Below are 22,076 nucleotides of genomic sequence, written 5' to 3'. Positions count from 1 at the left end.
TGTTATAAATAAATAGGGCTGCTATTAGCAGCCCTACACAAACTTATATTCAAGTAGATTATTTATCAACCACTAGCTTTTGCTGTAGCTTAATAGTACCATCTCCTGTGTTAGTAGAATAAACTACATTATACACTCCTGATGTCAACCTGTCAATATTAATAGTATTCTGAGAAGTGGTTGTACGCTCTGACACAACTACTCTACCCAACATGTCTACTATATTTATAGTACCATCAATTGTTGTTAGCCCTTCAATGGTAACATTAACCGAATTAGCCGCTGGGTTAGGGAATACTTTGAATGATGCCAATTGCTCATTAATATTTTTAACCGCTGTAGGGAATTTATAGTAGAAATATTGAGTAAATCCACAACCAAAATCACCACCAAAGTAGCCTTTTAATGCTACGGGAACTATACCAGGAGCTTTTCTTAAAGCAAAACTACCTGTACCACCATTAGGGTTAGCCCACCAACTCAAACCATTACAGCCTAAGTCTGTTACTACTAGTTTATAACCACCAGGTCCTATTTTTAAAGTATCATTGTAAGTAGTATTCGCTTGGTTATTAATTCTTTCCTGAACAACATTATTGTCTATATCATAAAGTCTCCAACTTGTCTCACTAACGCCACCAACTGTATTAGCGTTTGTTCTCATACTAATAGTAACTGTATTATCCCAAATTGGCACACCTTCAAATTCAGAAGATAGTTTGTTATTAGTAGCGTCATCATCGGCTTTACCGTTTACCTCTATTACCTCTACATTAAATGTATTAGTACCCGTCACTGTATTCAATGCAGCAAACTTTGCCAATTCTATCTCCGCAGTCTTCAGGGAAGTCAAACTACCATTCCATGTATAGGTTTCAGGTTGTCCTACTCCTGCTATGCTATATTGAAATTTAATAGATGTGATCGTAGTACTACCCGTATTCTGAACTATTACTTTTGGTCGGCCAACTATAGGGTTTTCTCTAAAGTGGATCTCGTGATTATTAGGAGCGATGATATCATCTAGAGAAACGTCTAATGTTTTATTAAAGCCACCATAATACACTACGGCAGACTGTATCGTATAAGACCCACCAGATGATGCAGTAGCAGCTTGGAAGTCTACATCTAAGTCATAGTTGGCACTGGCACCTACACCTGTTAGTGGGTGGCTATTGGTAAATACGATATCACCAGGACACCAGTTACCTCTATTATATATCCAAGTACCGTTTTGAGGATAAAAATGATTGTAACCACAATCATCTCTCCATATATCTTTTTGATACAATAAGTTATTATTCAATTTCACTTGATAGTACTTCTTACAGAATTCAGCACAGTTTTCACCATTGTTACCATGACCTGATATGGTAAACTTGAGCTCTGCAGCTTGTGTACCGGCAGGGCTGGTTTTATTTAAGCTCGTTACGTTATTATCAATTGGGTTACCTGTGTGATAGGCATAACTCTTAGCCCACATTTTATCCATACCAAGAACGTTTCGAGCAGGAGTACCCTCTATAAATGCAAACTTTACATTAGCTGTAAAACCCCAAGAGTAACCTGAATAATGTACTCTTATGGCAGCAGTGTCTTTCAAAACATTATAAAAATCTGTAACATCGAACGTATAACGTTGTTTCCAGTTTTCAACCGCAGCGCCCGAACCAATTCTTGGTACACCATCACCAGAATAAGGTGTGATATAACGGCCTAATTCTAATGTATCACCTCCTTTGGTCATTAGATGTGTAGACACTGTGTAATCCCAATCTCCACAATACTGAGGGTTACCAGGACATTGATATCTACCTAAAGTCCAGACCATAAACACTTTGCGATATGTTTTAGTACCATCAGGGAACTTAACAGAGCTGTCAAAATTGCCAAAATGATTCATTTGCACATCGTAATGCGCCTGCACCCATGTTGTATCTCCGGGAGCAGCTTTACTTACACTTACAATTAGTACTAGTGCACTTATAATACCTAAAATCTTCTTCATGTAATAACTATTTGGATGACCAAATTAAGAAAATATTACCTAGTAATTGAAGAATTACTGTCATTTTACCTGTGGTGAATAATTAGTAGTACCTTTGCCAATTAATTTTAGAAAATGCCTGGATTTACTGTAGCAATTGTGGGACGACCGAACGTAGGAAAATCTACGTTATTCAATAGGTTGTTAGAACAAAGAAAAGCTATCATTGATGACTTTAGCGGAGTTACAAGAGATAGGCAATATGGTATTGCCGATTGGAATGGGAAAGTATTTAACCTTATAGACACTGGAGGCTTTGTTGCCCAAAGTGATGATGTATTTGAACGAGAGATCAGAAAACAAGTACACATTGCGCTTGAGGAAGCCGATTTGCTAATTTTTGTTTGTGATGTAACAACAGGTATTACAGACCAAGATGCTGAGATGGCTGAGGTTTTAAGAAAAAGCAACAAAAAAACATTACTCGCTGTAAACAAAGTTGATAATTCAGAAAGAGCATTAGATGCCACTGAATTTTATTCTTTAGGCTTTGAGCATACATTTTTCATTTCCTCTATATCGGGTAGCGGTTCGGGCGAATTATTGGATGAGGTAGCCTTGAATATCCCTCAAAAAGAAGAAAGAGAAGAAGAAAGCCCTCTACCTAAATTTGCGATAATCGGTCAGCCTAATGCAGGAAAATCGACTTTACTAAACGCACTTACCGGGGAAGAACGTACAATAGTATCAGACATTGCAGGAACGACAAGAGACACGATACATACTCACTATAAGCAGTTTGGCAAGGAATTCATATTAATTGACACTGCAGGCATAAGAAAAAAGAAAAATGTCCACGAAAACCTTGAGTTCTATTCAGTAATTAGAGCTATAAGAGCCATGGACGAGGCAGATGTATGTATACAACTCATAGATGCTGAAGTAGGCGTTACCGCACAAGACATCAGCATTTTCAGCCTTGCAGCTAGAAAAGGTAAAGGCGTTATCCTACTTGTTAACAAATGGGATCTTATTAAAGATAAAGAGACGAATACTGCAAAACAATACGAAGAATTGATCTATAAGCGCATTGCTCCGTTTAAAGATGTACCTATCATCTTCATATCAGCCGCAGAGAAAAAGCGTATTTTCCAAGCTATGGAAAAAGCGTTGGAAGTGTATGATAACAGACAACGTAAAATACCAACCTCTAAGCTGAATGACATCATGCTGAAAGAAATAGAGAGCTACCCTCCTCCTTTATCCAGAGGATACTCTATTAAAATTAAGTTTGTAACCCAGCTTCCTGTTGTGGTTCCTTCTTTTGCTTTTTATGCCAACTATCCTGATGCCGTTAAAGAACCTTACAAAAACTTCTTAGAGAACAAGATTCGCAGCCATTTCAACTTTAGTGGCGTGCCTGTAAGGATATTTATGAGAAATAAAGACAAGAAACGTGAAGACAAAGACGACAAGAAAAGATAAGGTTAATATTATTACACTTGGGTGCTCCAAGAATTTGGTAGATAGTGAAGTATTAAGCGGCCAGCTAAATGCTAATGGAATAAGTGTGGCGCATGAAAGTGAAAAACCTGACCATAATATAGTTGTGGTTAACACTTGCGGCTTTATAGACAAGGCTAAGGAAGAAAGCATCAATACCATTCTTGACCAAGTAGAATTGAAGAAGGAAGGCAAGCTAGACAAAGTATATGTAACAGGATGCCTTAGCGAACGTTATAGAGGAGACCTTAATGCTGAAATTCCTGAAGTAGATGCTTGGTTTGGCACAATGGAATTACCATTAATATTAAAAAAGTTTGATGCTGATTATAAGCAAGAGCTAGTTGGCGAACGTTTTTTGAGTACGCCACAACACTATGCTTATCTTAAGATATCTGAAGGTTGTAATCGTACTTGTTCTTTCTGCGCCATACCATTGATGAGGGGCGGGCATGTATCCAAGCCTATAGAAGAGATTGTTGCGGAAGCTAAAGGTCTGGTAAAGAAAGGCGTTAAGGAAATAATGCTAATAGCCCAAGAGCTTACTTATTACGGGCTAGACATTTACAAAAAAAGGATGTTGTCAGACCTGTTAAAACACTTGTCTGACGTTGAAGGCTTGCACTGGATAAGACTTCATTATGCCTACCCTACTAAGTTTCCACTAGATGTATTAGACGTTATTCGCGAGCGCGATAACATATGTAACTATCTCGACATGCCTTTGCAACATATATCAGACAATATGCTGAAGGCAATGAAACGTCAAATAACCAGTAAGGATATTTACGAGCTGGTAAATACAATTAGAGACCGAGTTCCTAATATCGCTATACGTAGTACCATGATCGCAGGTTTCCCTGGTGAGACAAGGCAAGATGTTGAAGACCTGAAAAACTTCCTTGAAGAAGTAAGACTTGACAGAGTTGGCATTTTCACCTATTCGCACGAAGAAAATACTAGCGCCTATGAACTTGAAGACACTCTATCATCTGAGGAAAAAGAAGCTCGCGCCCAAGAAATAATGGAAGTACAGCAAGAGATATCCTTTGAAAAGAACCAAGACTTTATTGGTAATACTTACAAAGTAATTGTTGACAAAAAGGAAGCAGGCAGATATCTTGGACGAACCGAATATGATAGCGTAGAGGTAGATAACGAGGTTATAATCAATACAGACAAAGAATTAACCATAGGAGATTTTGTGAATGTAAAAATCACTAAAGCTTACGATTACGATATTGAAGGAGATGTTGTTTAAATAAATCCATACGCATGAAGTACCGTCTTAACATTCTAGCTATAGTTATTATTGCAGTACTTACCTCTTGCGACCCTGTATTTACTACTTATATCAGAAACAATTCCTCACACGATGCCAAAGTATTGGTGAGGCATTTTTACTCTGAAAAGAAAACATTTAGTTGGGATACAGACAGCCTTCCTTTGCATACATATAACTTAAAAGGTGTAATTGACACCATAGTTCGGAAGCGACTAACTGACAGCACTTACACTGCAATAGTACCTGCTGGCAAAGCTTTACAACTATATCCCAAAGCATTAGGCAGCGCTATAAAGGATATCTCAGTGGCTATAAATGACAGTACAACATGCTGCGGCAGTAGACCTCTATTAAGATACTACAAAAGTAAATGCCTAATAAAACACCACTTGATAAGACCACATATCTATTACTACATTAGAGACTAGTTCAACCTATAATTTTTACCCGGCAGCGCTTTTACCAAACCTTGCAATTCTAGTTGCAAAAGTACACCTGCTACTTTAGAACTACTCATTAATGACTGCTTGAGAATAGTATCTGTATGAACAGCATCTTTATCTTTTAGTATCTCTACTATTGATTGTTCTTCTTCAGTTAAGCTGACAAAGAGTTGTTGTTGCGTGGCTTTTTCTTGCTGGCTGCTATCCCAATTCATTAGTTCCAGCACATCGTTTGCACAGGTTACCATTGCAGCAACATTTGTTCTTATTAGCTCATTGCATCCAGAAGACTTTGTGTCAAAAACCCTACCTGGAAATGCGGCTACATCTCGATTATAGCCATTTGCTACTCTTGCTGTAATCATTGCACCTCCTTTTATATCACTTTCTATTACGATTGTGACATCAGCCATTCCTGCAACTATTCTATTACGCATGGGAAAATGATTCTTATCCGGCCCCACACCAGAGGGGTATTCCGAAAGCAAACCTCCTTGCTCAAGCATTTCCTGTGCTAGTTTTTTATTACTAGCGGGATATACCATATCTAAACCATGCCCTAAAACACCTACCGTAGGCAAGCTATGATTTACTGCAGCCTTATGCGCTATAGTATCTATCCCATAAGCTAGGCCACTAAGCACCAAAACATCTTGTACACTTGACAAGTCTTCTATTAGTTTTTCGCAAACACGTTGTCCATAATCAGTATATTTTCTTGTACCTACTATAGACACTACTTTAGAGGCATTCAAACTTGCACCTCCTTTATAATATAATAATACAGGGGCATCTTCGCACAATTTTAGCCTGCTAGGATAACTTTCGCTGTTAAGTGTTAAAACTTTTATACCATGTTTTTGTATATAAGTTAACTCATCTTCTGCTTTTTGTAAAAAAGTAGTTCCTTTAAACGCCTTAGCCCTGACCTCTCCTATGCCACCTACTTGTTTGATCTCTTTAACACTGGCTTCAAATATATTTTGAGCTGCACCAAAATGACTTAATAATTTCCTTGACGTTTTAGGTCCTATATCTTTTACAAATGTTAAAGCAATTTGATAAAGCGTGTCTTCAGTGATATTATTCGGCAACATATTTGTATCAATAAAAGTATACGCAAGATACAATCACTATATTTGACACGGAAAATAAATAAAATGATAAAGAGACTATTCAGTTTAGCTATTATTAGCACAGTTCTGCTTTCAGCATCTTGTGCACAGCAAAAAAAGGCAACAGGAAATAATACTACAACAAAAGCAACTACTAACAGTAGTACTAAAACGGCAAATGATATAACATCTGTCACAATGGAGCGCACGTCATGTTTTGGTCGCTGCCCTGCTTATAAAACAGAAATCTTTAGCGATGGCACTGTAAAGTATACTAGTAGAAGCTTCACAAAATATGAAGGTGTTTATACCTCAACTATAAAAACTAAAGAGGTAAGCAAATTATTTGCAGAAATGGCTGCCTATCAAATAGACACTTGTAGTGCAGAATACGAAAGCCTTATTGCTGATGTTCCAGGTATTATATTCCACATAATGCGTGGAGAAAAAGACCAAGAGATCATGAATGCTCACTTTGGTCCTAGTTACCTTAAATCTTTGGCTAAACGCATTGACGAACTAGCTACTCCAAATGAGAAATGGAAAAAAATAAGTGACATTAAAAACTAGTCAATATAAAAGAGCCGCTATATGCGGCTCTTTTAGTATAAATTATAGTTGAAGCATATTATAGATGCATCTTATCTTTCTTTGCTAATAATTCTTCAACAGTTTCCTCATACATCTCATCTGGTATACAGCAATCCACAGGACAAACTGCAGCACACTGAGGCTCTTCGTGGAAACCTTGACACTCAGTACATTTATCTGCTGTGATATAGTAAACATCTACGGAAACCGGTTCCTGCTTTGCATCCGCGGCAACTACAGTACCATTCATTAAGGTAAAATCTCCTTTTACTGAAGTACCATCAGTAATAGCCCATTCTACTCCACCTTCATATATTGCGTTATTAGGACATTCTGGCTCACAAGCGCCACAATTAATACATTCGTCCGTTATTTTAATAGCCATAAAAAGTATTTTCGTTTTATTGGGAGTAAAGTTACAATTTCGCACCCATAATTTAAATGAATATGATTTCTTTAGATACAAGAATAGATTTACTAGATAAACTAGCTCAATATATATCATCAAATGATGAACAATGGCTTAACACAAAAAGAAGAGCCATGGACGCTAATGGCTGGTTTACACAGGACAACATCAACCTTGCTCTTGATAGTATTACGAATAATTTCTTGCAAAGAGATCTGTTAGAGAAATGGGTGGCTAACTATTCCATAAAAGATGAAAAGAAGACTATAGGTATTATCATGGCAGGAAATATCCCTTTAGTTGGTTTCCATGATTTTTTATGTGGTTTTATAAGCGGGCATAACTTGCTACTAAAACTATCTTCAAAAGATGAAATATTACTCAAACATTTAATTCAGGTACTCATAGAATGGGAACCAGAATTGACAGAGACCATAAAAACTACAGAACTTTTAAAGAATTGTGATGCTTATATAGCCACAGGTAGTAATAACTCTGCAAGGTACTTTGAACAATACTTTGGCAAATACCCTAATATCATTAGAAAGAACAGAACATCTGTTGCTCTACTTGATGGTGCCGAAACTAAAGAAGACCTCCTAAATCTAGGGAATGACATATTCAATTATTTTGGTCTAGGCTGCAGAAATGTAACCAAGCTGTATATACCAGAAGGCTACTCGATCCCTAACTTTTTAGATGCTATGACTCCCTTTAAGGATATAATAAATCACCATAAGTATAAAAATAACTATGATTACCATTTAGCAATTTACCTACTAAATAAGGTTCCCTATCATAGTGATGATACCTTATTGATGGTTGAGAATGAGTTACCGTTTTCTGCCGTAAGCGTATTACATTATGAATATTACAAAGATAAAAAGCAGCTAATCAGTTCTTTACAAAACGATGACAGAATACAAGCCATCGTTGGAGAAGGGGCAATACCGTTTGGACAAAGCCAAAAACCAACACTAAATGACTATGCTGATGGCGTTGACACTATGCTGTTTCTTAACGACTTATAAGACATTATCCACATTTGTAATATACCCTATTATTTTTCAACAGCAGCTTTGCAATACTCAGAATTATTAGTATTTTAACAGCTGATATACTTACTTTTTTGTTAAAAATAGAAGCTGGTTTTGCCAACTTATGGCTCGAAACTTGCGTCTATACTTAATAATCTAGTAGCATATATCAACCTGTATAAGTAATTCGGACTGTTTAATTTTATATTAGAAACTTTTATTCATGATAAGAAAATTATCATTCAAGCACTACTTGTTATTGTTATTAGCAGTATTTAGTATGGGTGCAGCTAATGCACAATCGACTACTATTAACACAACCTACTCTCCTGTACCAGGAGGTTCTGTTGTTCCTTTTCCGCTAGGTAGTCCAAATACGTTTTTAACTTTTAGAGTTACAAACAACAATACCTACGCAGTTCAAGTAACAGATGTTTCGCATTTGCACATTAACTCTGCTGACATCACACAAGGTTCAACAACACTTGTGACAGGTTATAGCATGAATAATGCTAAATATTCGTTGTGGTATACTTCCACTAACGTAACAGGTAATCCTAATATTAGCGTTGCTAACGGATGGCGTAAAGCTGGCGATTACGGTCCTGTAAATACAACTGCTAACATTGTAACTACTGTAATGTCAAATGCAGAAGGGTTCGTTCCTCCTGGAGCTACCGTAAGATTTGCATTGGCTATAACAGATACAATTGTTGCTGTTGGTCCTAACCCAACACCTAGTAATTTCACTAGTGCTGGTGTTACATTAGATGTTTCTGGAGGCTACTGGGGAGAAATGCCAAATTCAGGTATTTCCCAAGGATTTGCATTAAACGGTTCTATTACTTTCAAACCAGGTGTTCCAAGACCTGATGTTACTGTTTCCCCTAGTACTATTTGTATAGGTACTAATACTATACTTGTTGCAAAAGGAGCTTCTTACATTAATGCACCAACTTATAGATGGTACAGGAATGGAGTACAAATAAGCACTAACGACACTTTGTTTATCAACAATGCACAAGTTGCCGATGCAGGTGCATATAAAGTAATTGTTATTGATAGTAACAAGAGATTTTCTGATTCAGCAACAGCATTTGTAGATGTTAAAAATCCTAAACCCCCAACCTATACAGGTAAAACACAATACTGTCTTAACGAGCCATTTGAAGCGCTTAATATAATAGGTACTAACCCTAAATGGTATTATGTGCAAACAGGCGGTTCTCCAATACCATTAACTCCAAGCTTTAATACCACAACTCCGAATAACTTTACTTATTACATTAGCCAAACGGTAAATGGTTGCGAAAGTGCTGAAAGAACAAAAGTATACTATTCTGCAGCACCGAAACCGCCAGTACCTTCTGCTACAACTCCTATTTATTATTGTGAGAACAATCCAGCAGATCAACTGGTAGCGAATGGAGAGAACCTAAGATGGTATTATGACGAAGTTGGTGGTGTACCTTCTTCTATCGCTCCTATCCCGGGTACTACAGTAAAAGACTCTCTGGACTTCTATGTTACGCAAACTGTTGATGGTTGTGCAAGTGACAGAAAAAGAATTGACGTAATTGTAACCTTCAGACCAAACGGTTTGATATTACCTTCTGACAGAGAAATATGTGCTGGAGACTCTATTTCTATTGGCTACTACGGTAGTGCCTTCCCTGGTTCTGCTTATAACTGGTCTTTACCTACAGGTAGTAATAATATAACGGGAATAGATCAAGGTCCTCTAAGATTAAATCTTGATACTCCTGGTTTACATAAAGTTACCCTTCAAGTAGGTAATATTGGATGTTACAGTAAACTATATGAAGAAAGCATATTGGTAAAACCTATACCAACCGCTACTATACTTGCAAAAGAAGAACTTTGTCTTGGTCAATCAGACTTAATAACTCTAAACAGTTATACGCAAACAATAGATACATTTACTTGGGATTGGGCTGGTGGCCAAACAACTCACTTCGCTACAGATCAAGGTCCATTTGGTGTATATTGGACAACTCCTGGTGAAAAAGTGATTAGCATAACTGTTACTGATAAAGAATGTAAAGCTACTATCAGAGATACTGTTATGGTTCATCCTAAACCAGATGCAACCATAAAAGCTTATGTAAGAACTGTTGGTGAAAGAAATAGTAATTACGCATCAAGCTTTACAAAAGACTTCACTGCAGGCAGTAAAGTTTGCTTTGGCGACAGCTTAAAACTAGAACCAGCAACTATTAACGCTAGCTCTAATTACACATGGACTCCTACTCGTTTCTTTGAAGAAAACAATAAAATACCTGCTACATATGCACGTGTTGATTTCAAAGGATATGTTAAGCTAAGAGTAGAAGACCAAATAGGATGTTTCAATGAGGATAGTATCATGGTGGACACAAAATCTTGTTGCGACATGGAGTTCCCTACTGCTTTCTCTCCAAACAACGATGGTAAGAATGATGTTTTCCGTCCTATTAGCCTAGCTAACTACGATGTTAAAACATTCAGAGTATTGAATAGATATGGACAAACTATCTTTGAAAGCAGAGACATTTACAGAGGATGGGATGGTACTCTAAACGGAGAACCTCAAGACCTTAATACTTACTTCTACTTCATTAGCTTTAAATGTAATGGCGAATATGTAGAGAAGAAAGGAGAAGTAATACTAGTTAGATAATAACCAATCAAATCTTATAAAGAAAGGCATCATATGATCTGATGCCTTTCTTCTTTTTATATATCATGTAAATAATTGTTCTCTTTCTCTTATCTATATTCAATAAAATAAGTTTACTTATTCAAAACATATTATAATGACAAGCCCCACCTTATAAAACTAATTGCAGGTTTGTTACTTGGGCTGAAAGTAATGCTAAAGATTACTTCCTTTTAAAGAATACAAATCCATTTTTCTCCCCTATTTCTTCGAGTTGTGTATAGGACCTGTAACTATCTGCTGCCGTTATTTTACAAATAAAATAGGCTGGCTTATCTATATCACCTGTCAATAACCACTTCTCATCATCATGCTTATCATTTGTTGGTACTTGCTTTTTAGTATAGAAGTAATGAGCATAACTTTTGTACCCTAACACATGTACATAAACATCTTTACCTACAAATTCTTCATAAAAATCAATAGCAGCACGTTGAGAAAACGCTTCTATTTTAGGTGTAAAATGTAGCACCGTAACTTGAATAATGATAAGCTGAACTACACATAATGCTATAAGCCCCTTTTTGAAGTTCTTTATCAATAAATATGCAGCCACCCATATACCAATAAGGTATAATATACCCCACATTGCTTCAGTATAGCTCCAACTAACATCTGCTTGCAAATTAGCAACAGCAAATGGATCATCTATTAGCCGAATTAATTTTTCTTTATTGATACCTATTAGCGGTAGCGCTGTAATAGCAATAGCGACTACAGAGCCTATAAACAGCAAGAGTACTCGTATTATACCTTTTATCTTGGTCTCCCCAACAGCAAGCTTATATGCTGCTAGAGCAGCCAAATAAGTAAGCGGGAAATAACAAAGAGAAGAATAATGAACGATCTTGGTCTTAACAATAGAGAATAAAAGAAGAACAACCCAGAACATTATCCACATCCATCTAGTAAAATCCTTTGTTGCTACAGTTGTAACACCACCCTTTCTTGAATACTGAAATAAAAAAACAGATGCAGGAAAACAACCAAGCAATAATATAACGAAATGATAGAAGAACGGTCCGCCATGTCCCGCATCTTGTGTTCTTAACAACCTTATTTGATAAACAATAAACTCATTAACAAACCACCATCCATTATTTATAATCTCAAAACCAAACCATAAAGAAGTAGTCGATAGCGCAACAAGAGCAATAATGGCTATATCTAGTATCTTATACCCTTTCAGCCCCCTGTTTATGATGATATACACTCCAAAAGCCAAAATGGCTATAAGAATGGCCGCAGGGCCCTTTGTGAGCACTGCTAAACCTAAAAAGACGCCGGCAAGTATATTATGGAGTGACCTTTTCTGCCCTACCTTTACTAAATAGGTCTGAAAAAAGGCTAAGAATATCAATAAATTGAAAAGAGGATCAATTATACCTGATTTAAAATAAAAATGAGGCAACCATGATGCTGCATATATTAACACCCACCACATAGCCATTTTCTCATTTACTATACGCTTACCCACATAAAACAATGAAACTAATGTTAGCACACCTATAAAAGCATTAGGAAAGCGCGCTGCATAGTCATTAATACCAAAAGCCTTCATAGAAAGCACCTGCATCCATATAAAGAGAGGTGGTTTTTCCCAAAAAGGCCTGAAGTTTATCTGCACTTGCAGATAATTATCTGTAAGTATCATTTCCCTTGCGCATTCAGCAAAGTTGATCTCATCCCAATCAAAAAGGTGAACCTGACCTAAATAAGGAAAGAATAAAAGTGAACCTATGACAATTATCAGTAGATACTTAACAGTAGTAGACATATGGCAATAAATATAGGGCGAAGTTACTTATTCTTCTTAAAGAAGACTGCTTGATACTTATTCATCAAACTAATAATGAATGTTGTAAATAGCACGCCAATAATGCTACCAATATATACGTCTTCAAAAAAATGCACCGCAAGATAAACCCTGGAATAGGCTGTAGATAATGCCAAAAGAAGAAAGACTACCCCAATAGCTTTATACTTCTGCGGTAGCAGAAAAGAAATAAATGTAAAAAAACAAAAGGCAGCCGTTGTGTGACCAGAAGGGAAGCTACGCTCAAAAGCATGCTGCCAATGAGGTAATATATGGATCCATTGAGCCTCGGCGAAAAACTTTAACGGCCTAGGAGCTCCCACATAGCTTTTTACTATCTGTGTAAGAATGCTTGGCAATATATTACAAGCTAAAGCGGCTATAAAATACCACCAGTTCCTAAATCTTTTAAATGCAAAAAGTGATAGTAAAATAATGGTTGTCACTACTCCTTCACCTAGCAATGTTAAACTGCTCATCGCTACATCAAGTACTGGAGAATGGTTAAGGTTGATCACTTTAAATAACTCTTCCTGTGTGTAGTAAAACTGAAATACAGCCCCTACAAGTACCCAAATAAAAAATGGGATCAGGAAATAACTGTTATATGAGCTATATGGCTTGGATACTCCCAAAACTATTGTTTTTTGCTTGGCACTATAGACTTAAAGGCTTTTAACACTTTAAGATACCAATCCTTACTCAAAACATTAGCATCATTACGTGCTTGATAAATAAGCAAAAAAGCTATAGGTAATAGCACGGCTGTGGCCATCCACATACCCATCCATGTTGGTACAGATCCTGTTTTGGCCATTTTTTCTCCTGTAACAGAAAGTATATGATAAATCACAAAGAACACTATAGCAATAACCAATGGCATTCCTATGCCTCCTTTACGTATTATGGCACCTAGTGGAGCTCCTATCAAAAACAGAACAATACAAGCAAAAGACAGTATGAACTTTTTATGCCACTCTACTAGGAAGTTCATAAAATTCCCTCCCTTCAATATTTTATCAGAATTGGTCACTCTCACCATACTTTGGCTATTCCTCACGTTTGAAGCTACTAATTGTAATACTTTATGCCTGTATTGCATAGGTATTGTCTCCAAAAATGTAGAATCGTACTGACGTGTACTTGCATCTAATAGAGCAACTCTCTTTATCAGAGTATCCCTGTCATCTCCCCTTAATAACATAGTAATATAGGGCCCTAAATAAATTTTAAGTTTCTCGGGTATACCCGCCTCATAGCGTTTAAAACTATCAATACCTTCCTTCAGCTGACTCACATTCATCATCTGATAGGCATTTTTGAATAGGTCTTCGTTCGTACGGTTTATCTTAAATGAAGACAAGTCAAAAACCTTGTCCCATTTCTTAAAGTACATTCTTATCTGCTCTTTATTCTGTGAAGAGTTTCTATTAATTGACTCTTCGTACCTCCAACCATCTTTAAGTCTAAAGATCATAAACTGCTTGTTAGCAGCAGGTATCATTTCCCCTTCCTCTGCAACCGTAACCTTATCATTACCATTGCCAGAAGTATGATCGTAGATAATAATATTCCTTATGGTCTTTCCGTCATTATCCTTCTCTCCTACTCTTATAGAATATCTATCAATATCCTTATTAAACTGACCTTCTTTAATATTAAATGTTGGCTTAGAATGCCGGAGATCATACAACAACGACAAGGCCTTTAGGTTAGCAAAAGGGATAACATTGTTATTGAAAATGAAAGCTATACCACTAATAAAGAGTATAAAAACGAACAAAGGCCTAATAAACCTCACCAATGATATACCTGCAGACTTGATGGCTACCAGCTCGAAATTCTCCCCCATATTACCAAAGGTCATTATAGAGGCCAATAAAATACAGAGAGGTAATGCAAACGGTACTAAGGTTGCAGACATGAGTACCAGTAACTGGATAATAAGCCAAGGCCCAAGTCCTTTGCCCAGAAGCTCGTCCATATACAGCCAGAAAAACTGCATGACGAATATAAATAACGTGACGAAGAACGTTACAATAAAAGGGCCGATAAAACTACGGATGATGAGTATGTCCAGTTTCTTGATCAATCGTACAGTATAAGTTGGTACAAACCTAAGGAAAAGGAATGCTATTTGGGATAGCTAACAACTAGATTAACCTTTCTTTTATAAAAAAGATAATGCCTGACTTAACAGGCATTATAAAATAATTAGCTTCCTATACGATGTTTCAAGTCACTTACTTGAGATTGCCACAAGCTCTCATTATCAGCAATTTCGTATTTATCGGCAAAATCAGTGATTGTGAGTATGGTTTCGTTCGTTACCGGACTTTGTTCAATTCTAAACTCAAAAAACTCATCATCATTATAATGATCCCATCTAAACCTCACATAATCATTCTCAAAATTTTCGATCAGCTCTGCTGTATCTGTAGAACCATTCCAAGTAAAGTGGAAAATATTATCACGTTGGTCAACCTTATCCGCAAACCACTCTTGCAAACCATTTGGGGTAGACAGAAATTCGTACAATATACTTGGCGAACATCTTATTGGGAATTCTAGTGAGTAAATTTCTTTCTTAAGCATTTCGTTAGTTAAGTTGTTGCAATAATAGAAAAATGAATGAACATTCAAAATTTTATATGGTATTTCCTACAGATTAATTTTAAACACCTATAAAATATTCTACTATATCAAGTTAAGAAAATCTTAATTTTTTTTGGGTTGTGTTGTCTAGAACCTTAGATTTGCCATACTAATGTCATTAATAATGACTTTGGTCAACAGTTAGAAGTTTCGATTCTCAATACTTTAAAAAATGGTTTGCCTATGTCTATGCGTCAGCTAAAAATCACGAAATCCATTACCAATCGTGAGAGCCAATCTCTTGAAAAGTATTTGCAAGAAATTGGTAAAGTAGATTTGATTACTCCCGAAGAAGAAGTGCAATTAGCCATCCGAATCAAACAAGGAGATCAAATAGCGCTAGAGAAACTAACGAAAGCGAATTTACGTTTCGTAGTATCTGTAGCAAAACAATATCAAAACCAAGGCTTATCATTAAGTGACCTTATCAACGAAGGTAACTTAGGTCTTATCAAAGCAGCTCAGCGCTTTGACGAAACAAGAGGTTTCAAATTCATCTCTTATGCTGTATGGTGGATTCGTCAATCTATCCTGCAAGCACTTGCAGAACAATCACGTATCGTTCGTCTACCTCTTAACAAAGTTGGTCTATCTAACAAAATCAGCAAAGCATACTCTCAACTAGAGCAAGAGTTTGAACGTGAGCCATCAACTGAAGAGCTTGCCAATATTCTTGAAATAGGTACTGAAGAAGTAGAAACAACACTAGGTGTTGCTGCTCGTCACGTATCTGTGGATGCTCCTTTCGTAGATAGCGAAGACAACACGCTACTTGACGTATTGGAAAACCCTAACTCTGACTCAGCAGATACAGAACTTGAGCATCATGATTCTCTTCGTTGTGAAATAGAGCGTTCTCTTAATACTTTAACAGAGCGTCAAAGAGATGTTATTAAACTTTACTTTGGTATTGGTGTTGAGCATCCAATGAGCTTAGAAGACATCGGAGAAAAGTTCTCTCTAACTCGTGAGCGTGTACGTCAAATTAAAGACAAAGCAATTACAAAACTTCGTTCTACAACACGTTGTCAATTATTAAAATCATATCTAGGTACTTAATAAAGCACCACAATACAACATAATAAAAGCCTACTGTTTAGTAGGCTTTTTATTTATAAATTATCCTCGCTCCTTAGCATTGGTATACCATTTATCTTGCAACATGCTATACTGCTCATCAGGCAATTTCTTTTCTCCATCATAATGCCCTAATTTATTTTTCTGCCTATAGGCCTCATATAAAGTAACTGCACAAGCCACAGAAACATTTAGCGACTTTATCATACCTACCTGAGGTATTACTATAGTACCATCACAATGGGTAACAAACTCATCTGATATACCGTTCGTCTCATTACCGAAAGCCAACGCTATAGGTTGAGTAAAATCCATTTCATGCAACTCTTTAGAGTCATGCTTTAGGCTTGTTGCATACAACCTTCCATACTTTTCCTTTACAGCATTTACACATTCATTCATATCTGTAAAATGATGCATGGTCACCCATTTAGAAGCACTTGAAGAACTTTTAGTGCCATACTTTCTCTTTTTCTCAAAAACAGTATTTAGTACGTAGATATCTTGAACCCCCACAGCATCACAAGTACGCATAATTGCAAATATATTGTGGGGATCTTCTATGTTTTCCATGACTACAGCTAAATCAGCCTGTCGTCTATTTAACACAGCATCTAGTTTATCTTTTCTTACTTGATTCATTCAGAAACGTCTATTTGCCGCTACAATATATAAAAACCAAAATAGACTCAATTAGAGAAGACCTTTCTTACATCGTCAAGATAAGATCTTCCAATAGGTATCCTTTCACCATTTACTAGTAAAACCTCCGAAGACGAAATGCTTTGTATCTTATTTATAGGAACGATATAAGACTTATGCGTTTGAATAAACGCAGCTTCAGGTAGTTGCTGTAATATACTACTCATAGAACTACGAACAAGTAGTTTTGTTTCTTTGCAAACTATAGAGACATATTCCTTTGCACTTTTGATATATTCAATATGTTCGGGAATGAGCTTATGATAATCGCTACCCGACCGTAAGACTACAGGAGCCAACAGGTTGTTTGTCGTCTTAGCATTAGTAATATTTTCCTGAAATCGATTGATAGCTTTAGCAAACCTTATAAAAGATATTGGCTTTAGTAAATAATCAATAACCCCATATTCATATGCTTCTATAGCATACTCTCTATAAGCAGTTGTTAGTATTACTTTAGGGCGATTTGATACACTTTCTAAAAACTCCATACCAGTCACATCTGGCATTCTTACATCAAGAAACATCAAGTCTATCTGCTTTGATTGTAACACACTAACCGCCTCTCGTATATTTCTGCACTTACTAACCAAATTTATATGCTCATAAGCAGCTATATGCTTACTAAGCAATTCAATTGCATATGGTTCGTCATCTACTACTATACAGTTTATCATGCTAAAGAGTTGATCTTTAAAACGACATTATATATTTGTTGCTCTGTGTTGACATCAAGGCTATAATTATCTCCATAGGTTAGCTCTAAGCGTTTTATGGTATTATTATTTCCAATGCCAGTCTTGTCACTTTTCACTGTTACATTAGGCTTATATCTATTGATCGTTGTAAGCGTAAGCGACTCCCCTTCTAATGTTATTTCTATATACACATAATAGGCGACTCCATCTACCAAAACATTTTCATAAGCGTGTTTAAATGTATTTTCTACAAAATTGAATAATATTAAAGGTTCTATGTCACTATTAGCTTCCCCGTTTACTTTATAAAAAATACGTTGCGTATCATCTAATCTTAGTCGCTGCAGGTTGATATAGTTTTCTATAAAATCTAACTCTTTAGAGAGTTTTACTTTCTTTTGATACCCATCGTAAATATTATAGCTCAACAACTCCGACAATCTCAATACAGCATCTGCAGCCTTGTCCGACTTATTGAGTACCAGCAGATATATATTATTTAAAGTATTGAATAAAAAATGGGCGTCTAATTGAGTGCGTAGCAACCCTAACTCTGCTTGTATCTTCTCGTAATGCAGTTCTTTTGATTTTTGCACTTTCACATACCACTCTTTGGCTACCTTAAAGAGAGAAAGCAGAAAGAACTCCATGGAAAACCCCATCATTGCTGCTATGGTCTTTTTTACGAAATACTTTTTAAATATCGACAGGTCGAAAATTATGCCAGATATATATATAGCTATCAAACTTACTACCCATAATGCCGTAACAGAAAGAAGATACGCTTTGTACTTTTCAGTAATAAAGTACTTCTTCATTAATACGTAAATATTAATGTAAGTGGCAGACATCAACACTACCATATGTGTGATGTAATAAAGCTTACCTGTAAGGTCTGCTTTAACAATGCTAGGCAGTAGAAAAACAATAAGGTAGGCAGCCCATACTGCTATATGAACCAACCACCTTATTGACTTGTATCTTATTTTCAATGTTGACAATAGCTGAAGTTATAACACATTTACCATTCTTCTCACTACCCCCTTGTTTGTTGCTACTTCTAATATATAGAGACCTTTGACTTTAATACTAAAGTCAACATTGTTTTTACTTAAATATGATGCTTCATATTCTTTAATTGTACTCCCATCTATACTCAACAATCTTAATTTCTGTACCTCAGCATTGGCAAATCGTACGTGTACTAAACCATCAGTACTTGGATTAGGGTATACTTCCCAATCTGAATTATTTAAACTTGAAAACGCTATACCTGTTGGGTTATTACTATACTTAGTAACAAAGATGTACCGTATAGGCTGCCCTGGCTTAAATACGGCACCTGTTATAGCCCATCCACCATCATTTGTAGCCACAATATCTAATGCTTGATAACTAGAGTCAATATTTCCATATGCAGTATCCCAAACTACATCTCCTGCGTTATCTGTTTTTAGCACATACATTTGTTGGCTTTGAGCTGTTGGGTCTAGTTTATATCCCGATATTATAAAGCCCCTGTCGCTTAATTGCTTTACAGAGTATCCTTCTCTTCTCCAAGGTGTGCCTTGTATCGTCTTATCCCATACCACATTTCCCGACAGGTCTATTTTTACAAAATGTAAATCACCTCTGGCATTACCCGGCTGTGCCTCTTCAGTATTCTTTACTCCTACAAAGACGTAACCTACCACAGAACCGTTATTTATATCAGGCGTTATCGTCCATGCCCAATCTACTCTATCTGCTAGCCCATAGGTCTTTCTCCATAGTTGCTTGCCCGAACTGTCTAGCTTAATGACCCATGCATCATCATACTGCCCTGCTGCAAAACTGTAAGTACCTCCTGTTATTACATATTCATTATTAACCGCTATTATAGTTTGAGCATCATCAAAAGCAGCACCTCCAAAGGTTTTGGTCCAAAGTGTATCTCCACTAAGATTCAATTTCAACAACCAAGCATCGGAATCTCCTGCTCCATAGCTTTCTGTTCTACCACAAACAATGATATTACTACCGTCATAGGCTACATCTGTTGCATAATCTAACGCATTGCCCCCATACCTTTTTTGCCAAATAGTATTGCCATTGATGTCTGTATACACAATAAGTGCATCAGTGGTAGCTGCATTAGGCGGTGTATTGATGCTTCCTACCAGAACTAGATTATTATTGGGTAGCTGTGTCATACCAAACCCTAACTCTCTATCATTGAAAGTGCCTATCTCTTTGGTCCAGATAGTATCACCGTTACTTTTTATCCTGAAAAGAAAAATACTACCTATATACTGAGAAGAGCTGGTAGGCACACTCCTTACACCACAAATAATAAAATCGCCATTAGCTTGCTCAATAATGCTTGAGCCTTGATTGCTAGGACCTGTAGAACTATATGTTTTCTGGAAATCTATTTGCTGTGCCGCAATATCAGCAACACAACAGATCAACAAAACGATCGTTGATAAAATCTGTTTCATAACGTATTGACTTTTAAGGTTAAAACTTAAATGTCAATAAATGTACCTTGCCGACTGTCACAGATAAAACTGATTCAACCAAACAAACTTACCTGCAATGAAACCCTTATATATGCAACGTATTATTTGCCTAAATGCGCCTTAAGCTCATTGATAAACATCTCTAAATGCTCCACTTCAACATGATCCATCACTACTATCTTGAACCATTCAGGGTTAGCACCATGAGAGTTAGGCACCAAGCCATACTTTTCAGCCAACTCGTTATTCATGTATTTGCCCATTATGGTAATGATGTTCATCTTTGGATACCTGTAGTAACCTACACCCAGTTCATCCAGTTGCTTACAACACCAGTCTGTTCTATAGAGTAGCTTGTTTATTTTCTCAAACCAGCCATGTGGTCCGTAAGTTACCATTATCATCCATATAGCTATGGCATTAGCACCTGAACGACTACCGCTCAACGTGATGTCCATACCATTTACATAAGCCGCCTCTTCGGTAAACACATATTCCATCAAGCCTTTTCTAGCTAGGAAAACACCTGTACCATAAGGCGCTTGTAGCATCTTATGCGCATCTAATGTTATAGAAGACACTTTAGGGTTGGCAAAGTTTATAGTAGAAGCAGGTGTACTAATAGGATAAATAAAACCACCAAAAGCACCATCCAAGTGTAGCTTATAGGCTACATCATTTGCTTCTAAGCATTTTATATATAGCTCCGGATCATCTACACTACCAAACATAGTTGTAGCCATATTAGAAATAACGATAAAATACTTTACCCCATCCTTCTTAGCCTCCTGTATCACTTCATTTAGCCCCTCCTCAACTATTATTCTGTCCTCATAACCCACAGGAGCCTCATACCATTCTAGATTTAGCAGGTTTGCAGCTTTTGATATAGAGTAATGGGTATCAGCAGAGCCCAGCAATGCTATTTCATTATGTGTGGCATTATGCTCTCTTTTAAAATAGTTACGATATATCCACGCTGCCTGAATATTAGCTTCCGTTCCTCCAGCCGCTACATAACCATCACAACTGCCTTCTTCTGCCTTAAGCATATCTACACAAAGCATTTCAATCACTTCACGCTCAATATCTTGTGTACCTTTAAAGAAAGTCTCCGACTCACCCAGCGTATGGCATCCTATATGGTTTGGATTGGCAACATAAGTACGTAACAGAGGTGCATCCTTCAAAAAAGGTGCTTGCTCATAAAACACATTACCATCCAAACGCGAGGCAGGAACACCCAAAGAAACCTTATCCTTGTAATCTATGTTTAAAGCCAGTGCTTTAGACACTCTTTCATCCTGCTGTGTGTGTGATAGTTTTTTCCAAAACTTTGCCATATCGCTACATTTTGCGCGCAAAGCTATTTTTTATTACTCGTCTTTTCAATGATTTTTATCAGAGAATCATATCAATGTTATTTATAACAACAGCTATACATGTATACGAAAGAAAATACATTCATTGATTATCAACGATATACATAGTTTCCCGATTTCGCAACAGATTTTTCCCGATTATTAAAACCACTCTTT

19 protein-coding genes are annotated in these 22,076 nt (G+C 36.6%); 7 read left to right on the top strand and 12 right to left on the bottom strand.

Features of this window, described 5'->3' with window-relative positions:
• Positions 1 to 58: 58 nt before the first annotated feature.
• On the bottom strand, positions 59 to 2,008 hold the full coding sequence (locus R2800_02905) for a peptide-N-glycosidase F-related protein (GenBank protein MEZ5015974.1): 1,950 nt from the start codon (positions 2,006 to 2,008) through the stop codon (positions 59 to 61).
• Between the two features lie 114 nt (positions 2,009 to 2,122).
• On the opposite strand from R2800_02905, the gene der reads away from it, so the two are divergent.
• Genes der through R2800_02890 form a run of 3 tightly spaced genes read left to right on the top strand, consistent with a single transcriptional unit; the run spans position 2,123 to position 5,203 of the window.
• Positions 2,123 to 3,472 (top strand): ribosome biogenesis GTPase Der, encoded by a 1,350-nt coding sequence (gene der / locus R2800_02900; GenBank protein MEZ5015973.1) that lies wholly within the window; start codon positions 2,123 to 2,125, stop codon positions 3,470 to 3,472.
• On the top strand, positions 3,444 to 4,751 hold the full coding sequence (rimO, locus tag R2800_02895) for a 30S ribosomal protein S12 methylthiotransferase RimO (GenBank protein MEZ5015972.1): 1,308 nt from the start codon (positions 3,444 to 3,446) through the stop codon (positions 4,749 to 4,751). Before der ends, rimO begins: the two co-directional genes overlap by 29 nt.
• A 14-nt stretch (positions 4,752 to 4,765) precedes the next feature.
• Positions 4,766 to 5,203: a hypothetical protein gene (locus R2800_02890; GenBank protein MEZ5015971.1), complete on the top strand. Its 438-nt coding sequence runs from the start codon at positions 4,766 to 4,768 to the stop codon at positions 5,201 to 5,203.
• Here the strand turns inward: R2800_02890 and dprA are convergent.
• Complete coding sequence (gene dprA / locus R2800_02885; GenBank protein MEZ5015970.1) at positions 5,200 to 6,315, bottom strand: DNA-processing protein DprA; 1,116 nt, start codon at positions 6,313 to 6,315, stop codon at positions 5,200 to 5,202. The genes R2800_02890 and dprA overlap by 4 nt on opposite strands.
• A 63-nt stretch (positions 6,316 to 6,378) precedes the next feature.
• Here dprA and R2800_02880 point away from each other — a divergent pair, with 63 nt between their 5' ends.
• Positions 6,379 to 6,903, top strand: coding sequence for a DUF6438 domain-containing protein (locus tag R2800_02880; GenBank protein ID MEZ5015969.1), 525 nt, complete (start codon positions 6,379 to 6,381; stop codon positions 6,901 to 6,903).
• 58 nt (positions 6,904 to 6,961) lie between these two features.
• Here the strand turns inward: R2800_02880 and R2800_02875 are convergent, their stop codons facing one another.
• On the bottom strand, positions 6,962 to 7,309 hold the full coding sequence (locus tag R2800_02875; GenBank protein MEZ5015968.1) for a 4Fe-4S dicluster domain-containing protein: 348 nt from the start codon (positions 7,307 to 7,309) through the stop codon (positions 6,962 to 6,964).
• A gap of 62 nt (positions 7,310 to 7,371) precedes the next feature.
• On the opposite strand from R2800_02875, the gene R2800_02870 reads away from it, so the two are divergent.
• Entirely contained in the window at positions 7,372 to 8,364 is a 993-nt protein-coding gene (locus R2800_02870) for an acyl-CoA reductase (GenBank protein MEZ5015967.1), read from the top strand.
• A 229-nt stretch (positions 8,365 to 8,593) separates the two neighbouring features.
• Positions 8,594 to 11,050 carry a gliding motility-associated C-terminal domain-containing protein gene (locus R2800_02865; protein ID MEZ5015966.1) on the top strand — a complete coding sequence of 819 codons (2,457 nt, stop codon included), beginning with the start codon at positions 8,594 to 8,596 and terminating at the stop codon, positions 11,048 to 11,050.
• Positions 11,051 to 11,252: 202 nt separating this feature from the next.
• Here the strand turns inward: R2800_02865 and R2800_02860 are convergent, their stop codons facing one another.
• From R2800_02860 to R2800_02845, 4 genes are all read right to left on the bottom strand, one after another.
• Positions 11,253 to 12,866, bottom strand: coding sequence for a glycosyltransferase family 39 protein (locus tag R2800_02860; GenBank protein MEZ5015965.1), 1,614 nt, complete (start codon positions 12,864 to 12,866; stop codon positions 11,253 to 11,255).
• Positions 12,867 to 12,889: 23 nt separating this feature from the next.
• Positions 12,890 to 13,540: a phosphatase PAP2 family protein gene (locus R2800_02855; protein ID MEZ5015964.1), complete on the bottom strand. Its 651-nt coding sequence runs from the start codon at positions 13,538 to 13,540 to the stop codon at positions 12,890 to 12,892.
• Between the two features lie 2 nt (positions 13,541 to 13,542).
• The gene (locus R2800_02850; protein ID MEZ5015963.1) at positions 13,543 to 14,997 is read right to left on the bottom strand and encodes an LptF/LptG family permease; all 1,455 of its coding nucleotides are present in this window, start codon (positions 14,995 to 14,997) and stop codon (positions 13,543 to 13,545) included.
• Between the two features lie 122 nt (positions 14,998 to 15,119).
• The gene (locus R2800_02845) at positions 15,120 to 15,500 is read right to left on the bottom strand and encodes an START-like domain-containing protein (GenBank protein ID MEZ5015962.1); all 381 of its coding nucleotides are present in this window, start codon (positions 15,498 to 15,500) and stop codon (positions 15,120 to 15,122) included.
• 249 nt (positions 15,501 to 15,749) lie between these two features.
• Here R2800_02845 and R2800_02840 point away from each other — a divergent pair, with 249 nt between their 5' ends.
• On the top strand, positions 15,750 to 16,619 hold the full coding sequence (locus tag R2800_02840; GenBank protein ID MEZ5015961.1) for an RNA polymerase sigma factor RpoD/SigA: 870 nt from the start codon (positions 15,750 to 15,752) through the stop codon (positions 16,617 to 16,619).
• 60 nt (positions 16,620 to 16,679) lie between these two features.
• On the opposite strand, the gene R2800_02835 is transcribed toward R2800_02840, so the two are convergent.
• The 5 genes from R2800_02835 to R2800_02815 form a co-directional block, all read right to left on the bottom strand.
• The gene (locus R2800_02835; protein MEZ5015960.1) at positions 16,680 to 17,279 is read right to left on the bottom strand and encodes an RNA methyltransferase; all 600 of its coding nucleotides are present in this window, start codon (positions 17,277 to 17,279) and stop codon (positions 16,680 to 16,682) included.
• 47 nt (positions 17,280 to 17,326) lie between these two features.
• The gene (locus R2800_02830) at positions 17,327 to 18,016 is read right to left on the bottom strand and encodes a response regulator (protein MEZ5015959.1); all 690 of its coding nucleotides are present in this window, start codon (positions 18,014 to 18,016) and stop codon (positions 17,327 to 17,329) included.
• The gene (locus R2800_02825) at positions 18,013 to 19,038 is read right to left on the bottom strand and encodes a sensor histidine kinase (protein MEZ5015958.1); all 1,026 of its coding nucleotides are present in this window, start codon (positions 19,036 to 19,038) and stop codon (positions 18,013 to 18,015) included. The genes R2800_02830 and R2800_02825 overlap by 4 nt, the downstream gene beginning before the upstream one ends.
• A gap of 9 nt (positions 19,039 to 19,047) precedes the next feature.
• Complete coding sequence (locus R2800_02820; protein MEZ5015957.1) at positions 19,048 to 20,517, bottom strand: T9SS type A sorting domain-containing protein; 1,470 nt, start codon at positions 20,515 to 20,517, stop codon at positions 19,048 to 19,050.
• A 122-nt stretch (positions 20,518 to 20,639) separates the two neighbouring features.
• Entirely contained in the window at positions 20,640 to 21,881 is a 1,242-nt protein-coding gene (locus tag R2800_02815) for a pyridoxal-dependent decarboxylase (protein MEZ5015956.1), read from the bottom strand.
• Between the last annotated feature and the right edge of the window lie 195 nt (positions 21,882 to 22,076).

It is taken from the genome of Flavipsychrobacter sp. (assembly GCA_041392855.1).
Taxonomy (GTDB): Bacteria; Bacteroidota; Bacteroidia; order Chitinophagales; family Chitinophagaceae; genus UBA5543.
This window is presented reverse-complemented; position numbering and strand designations above follow the sequence as displayed.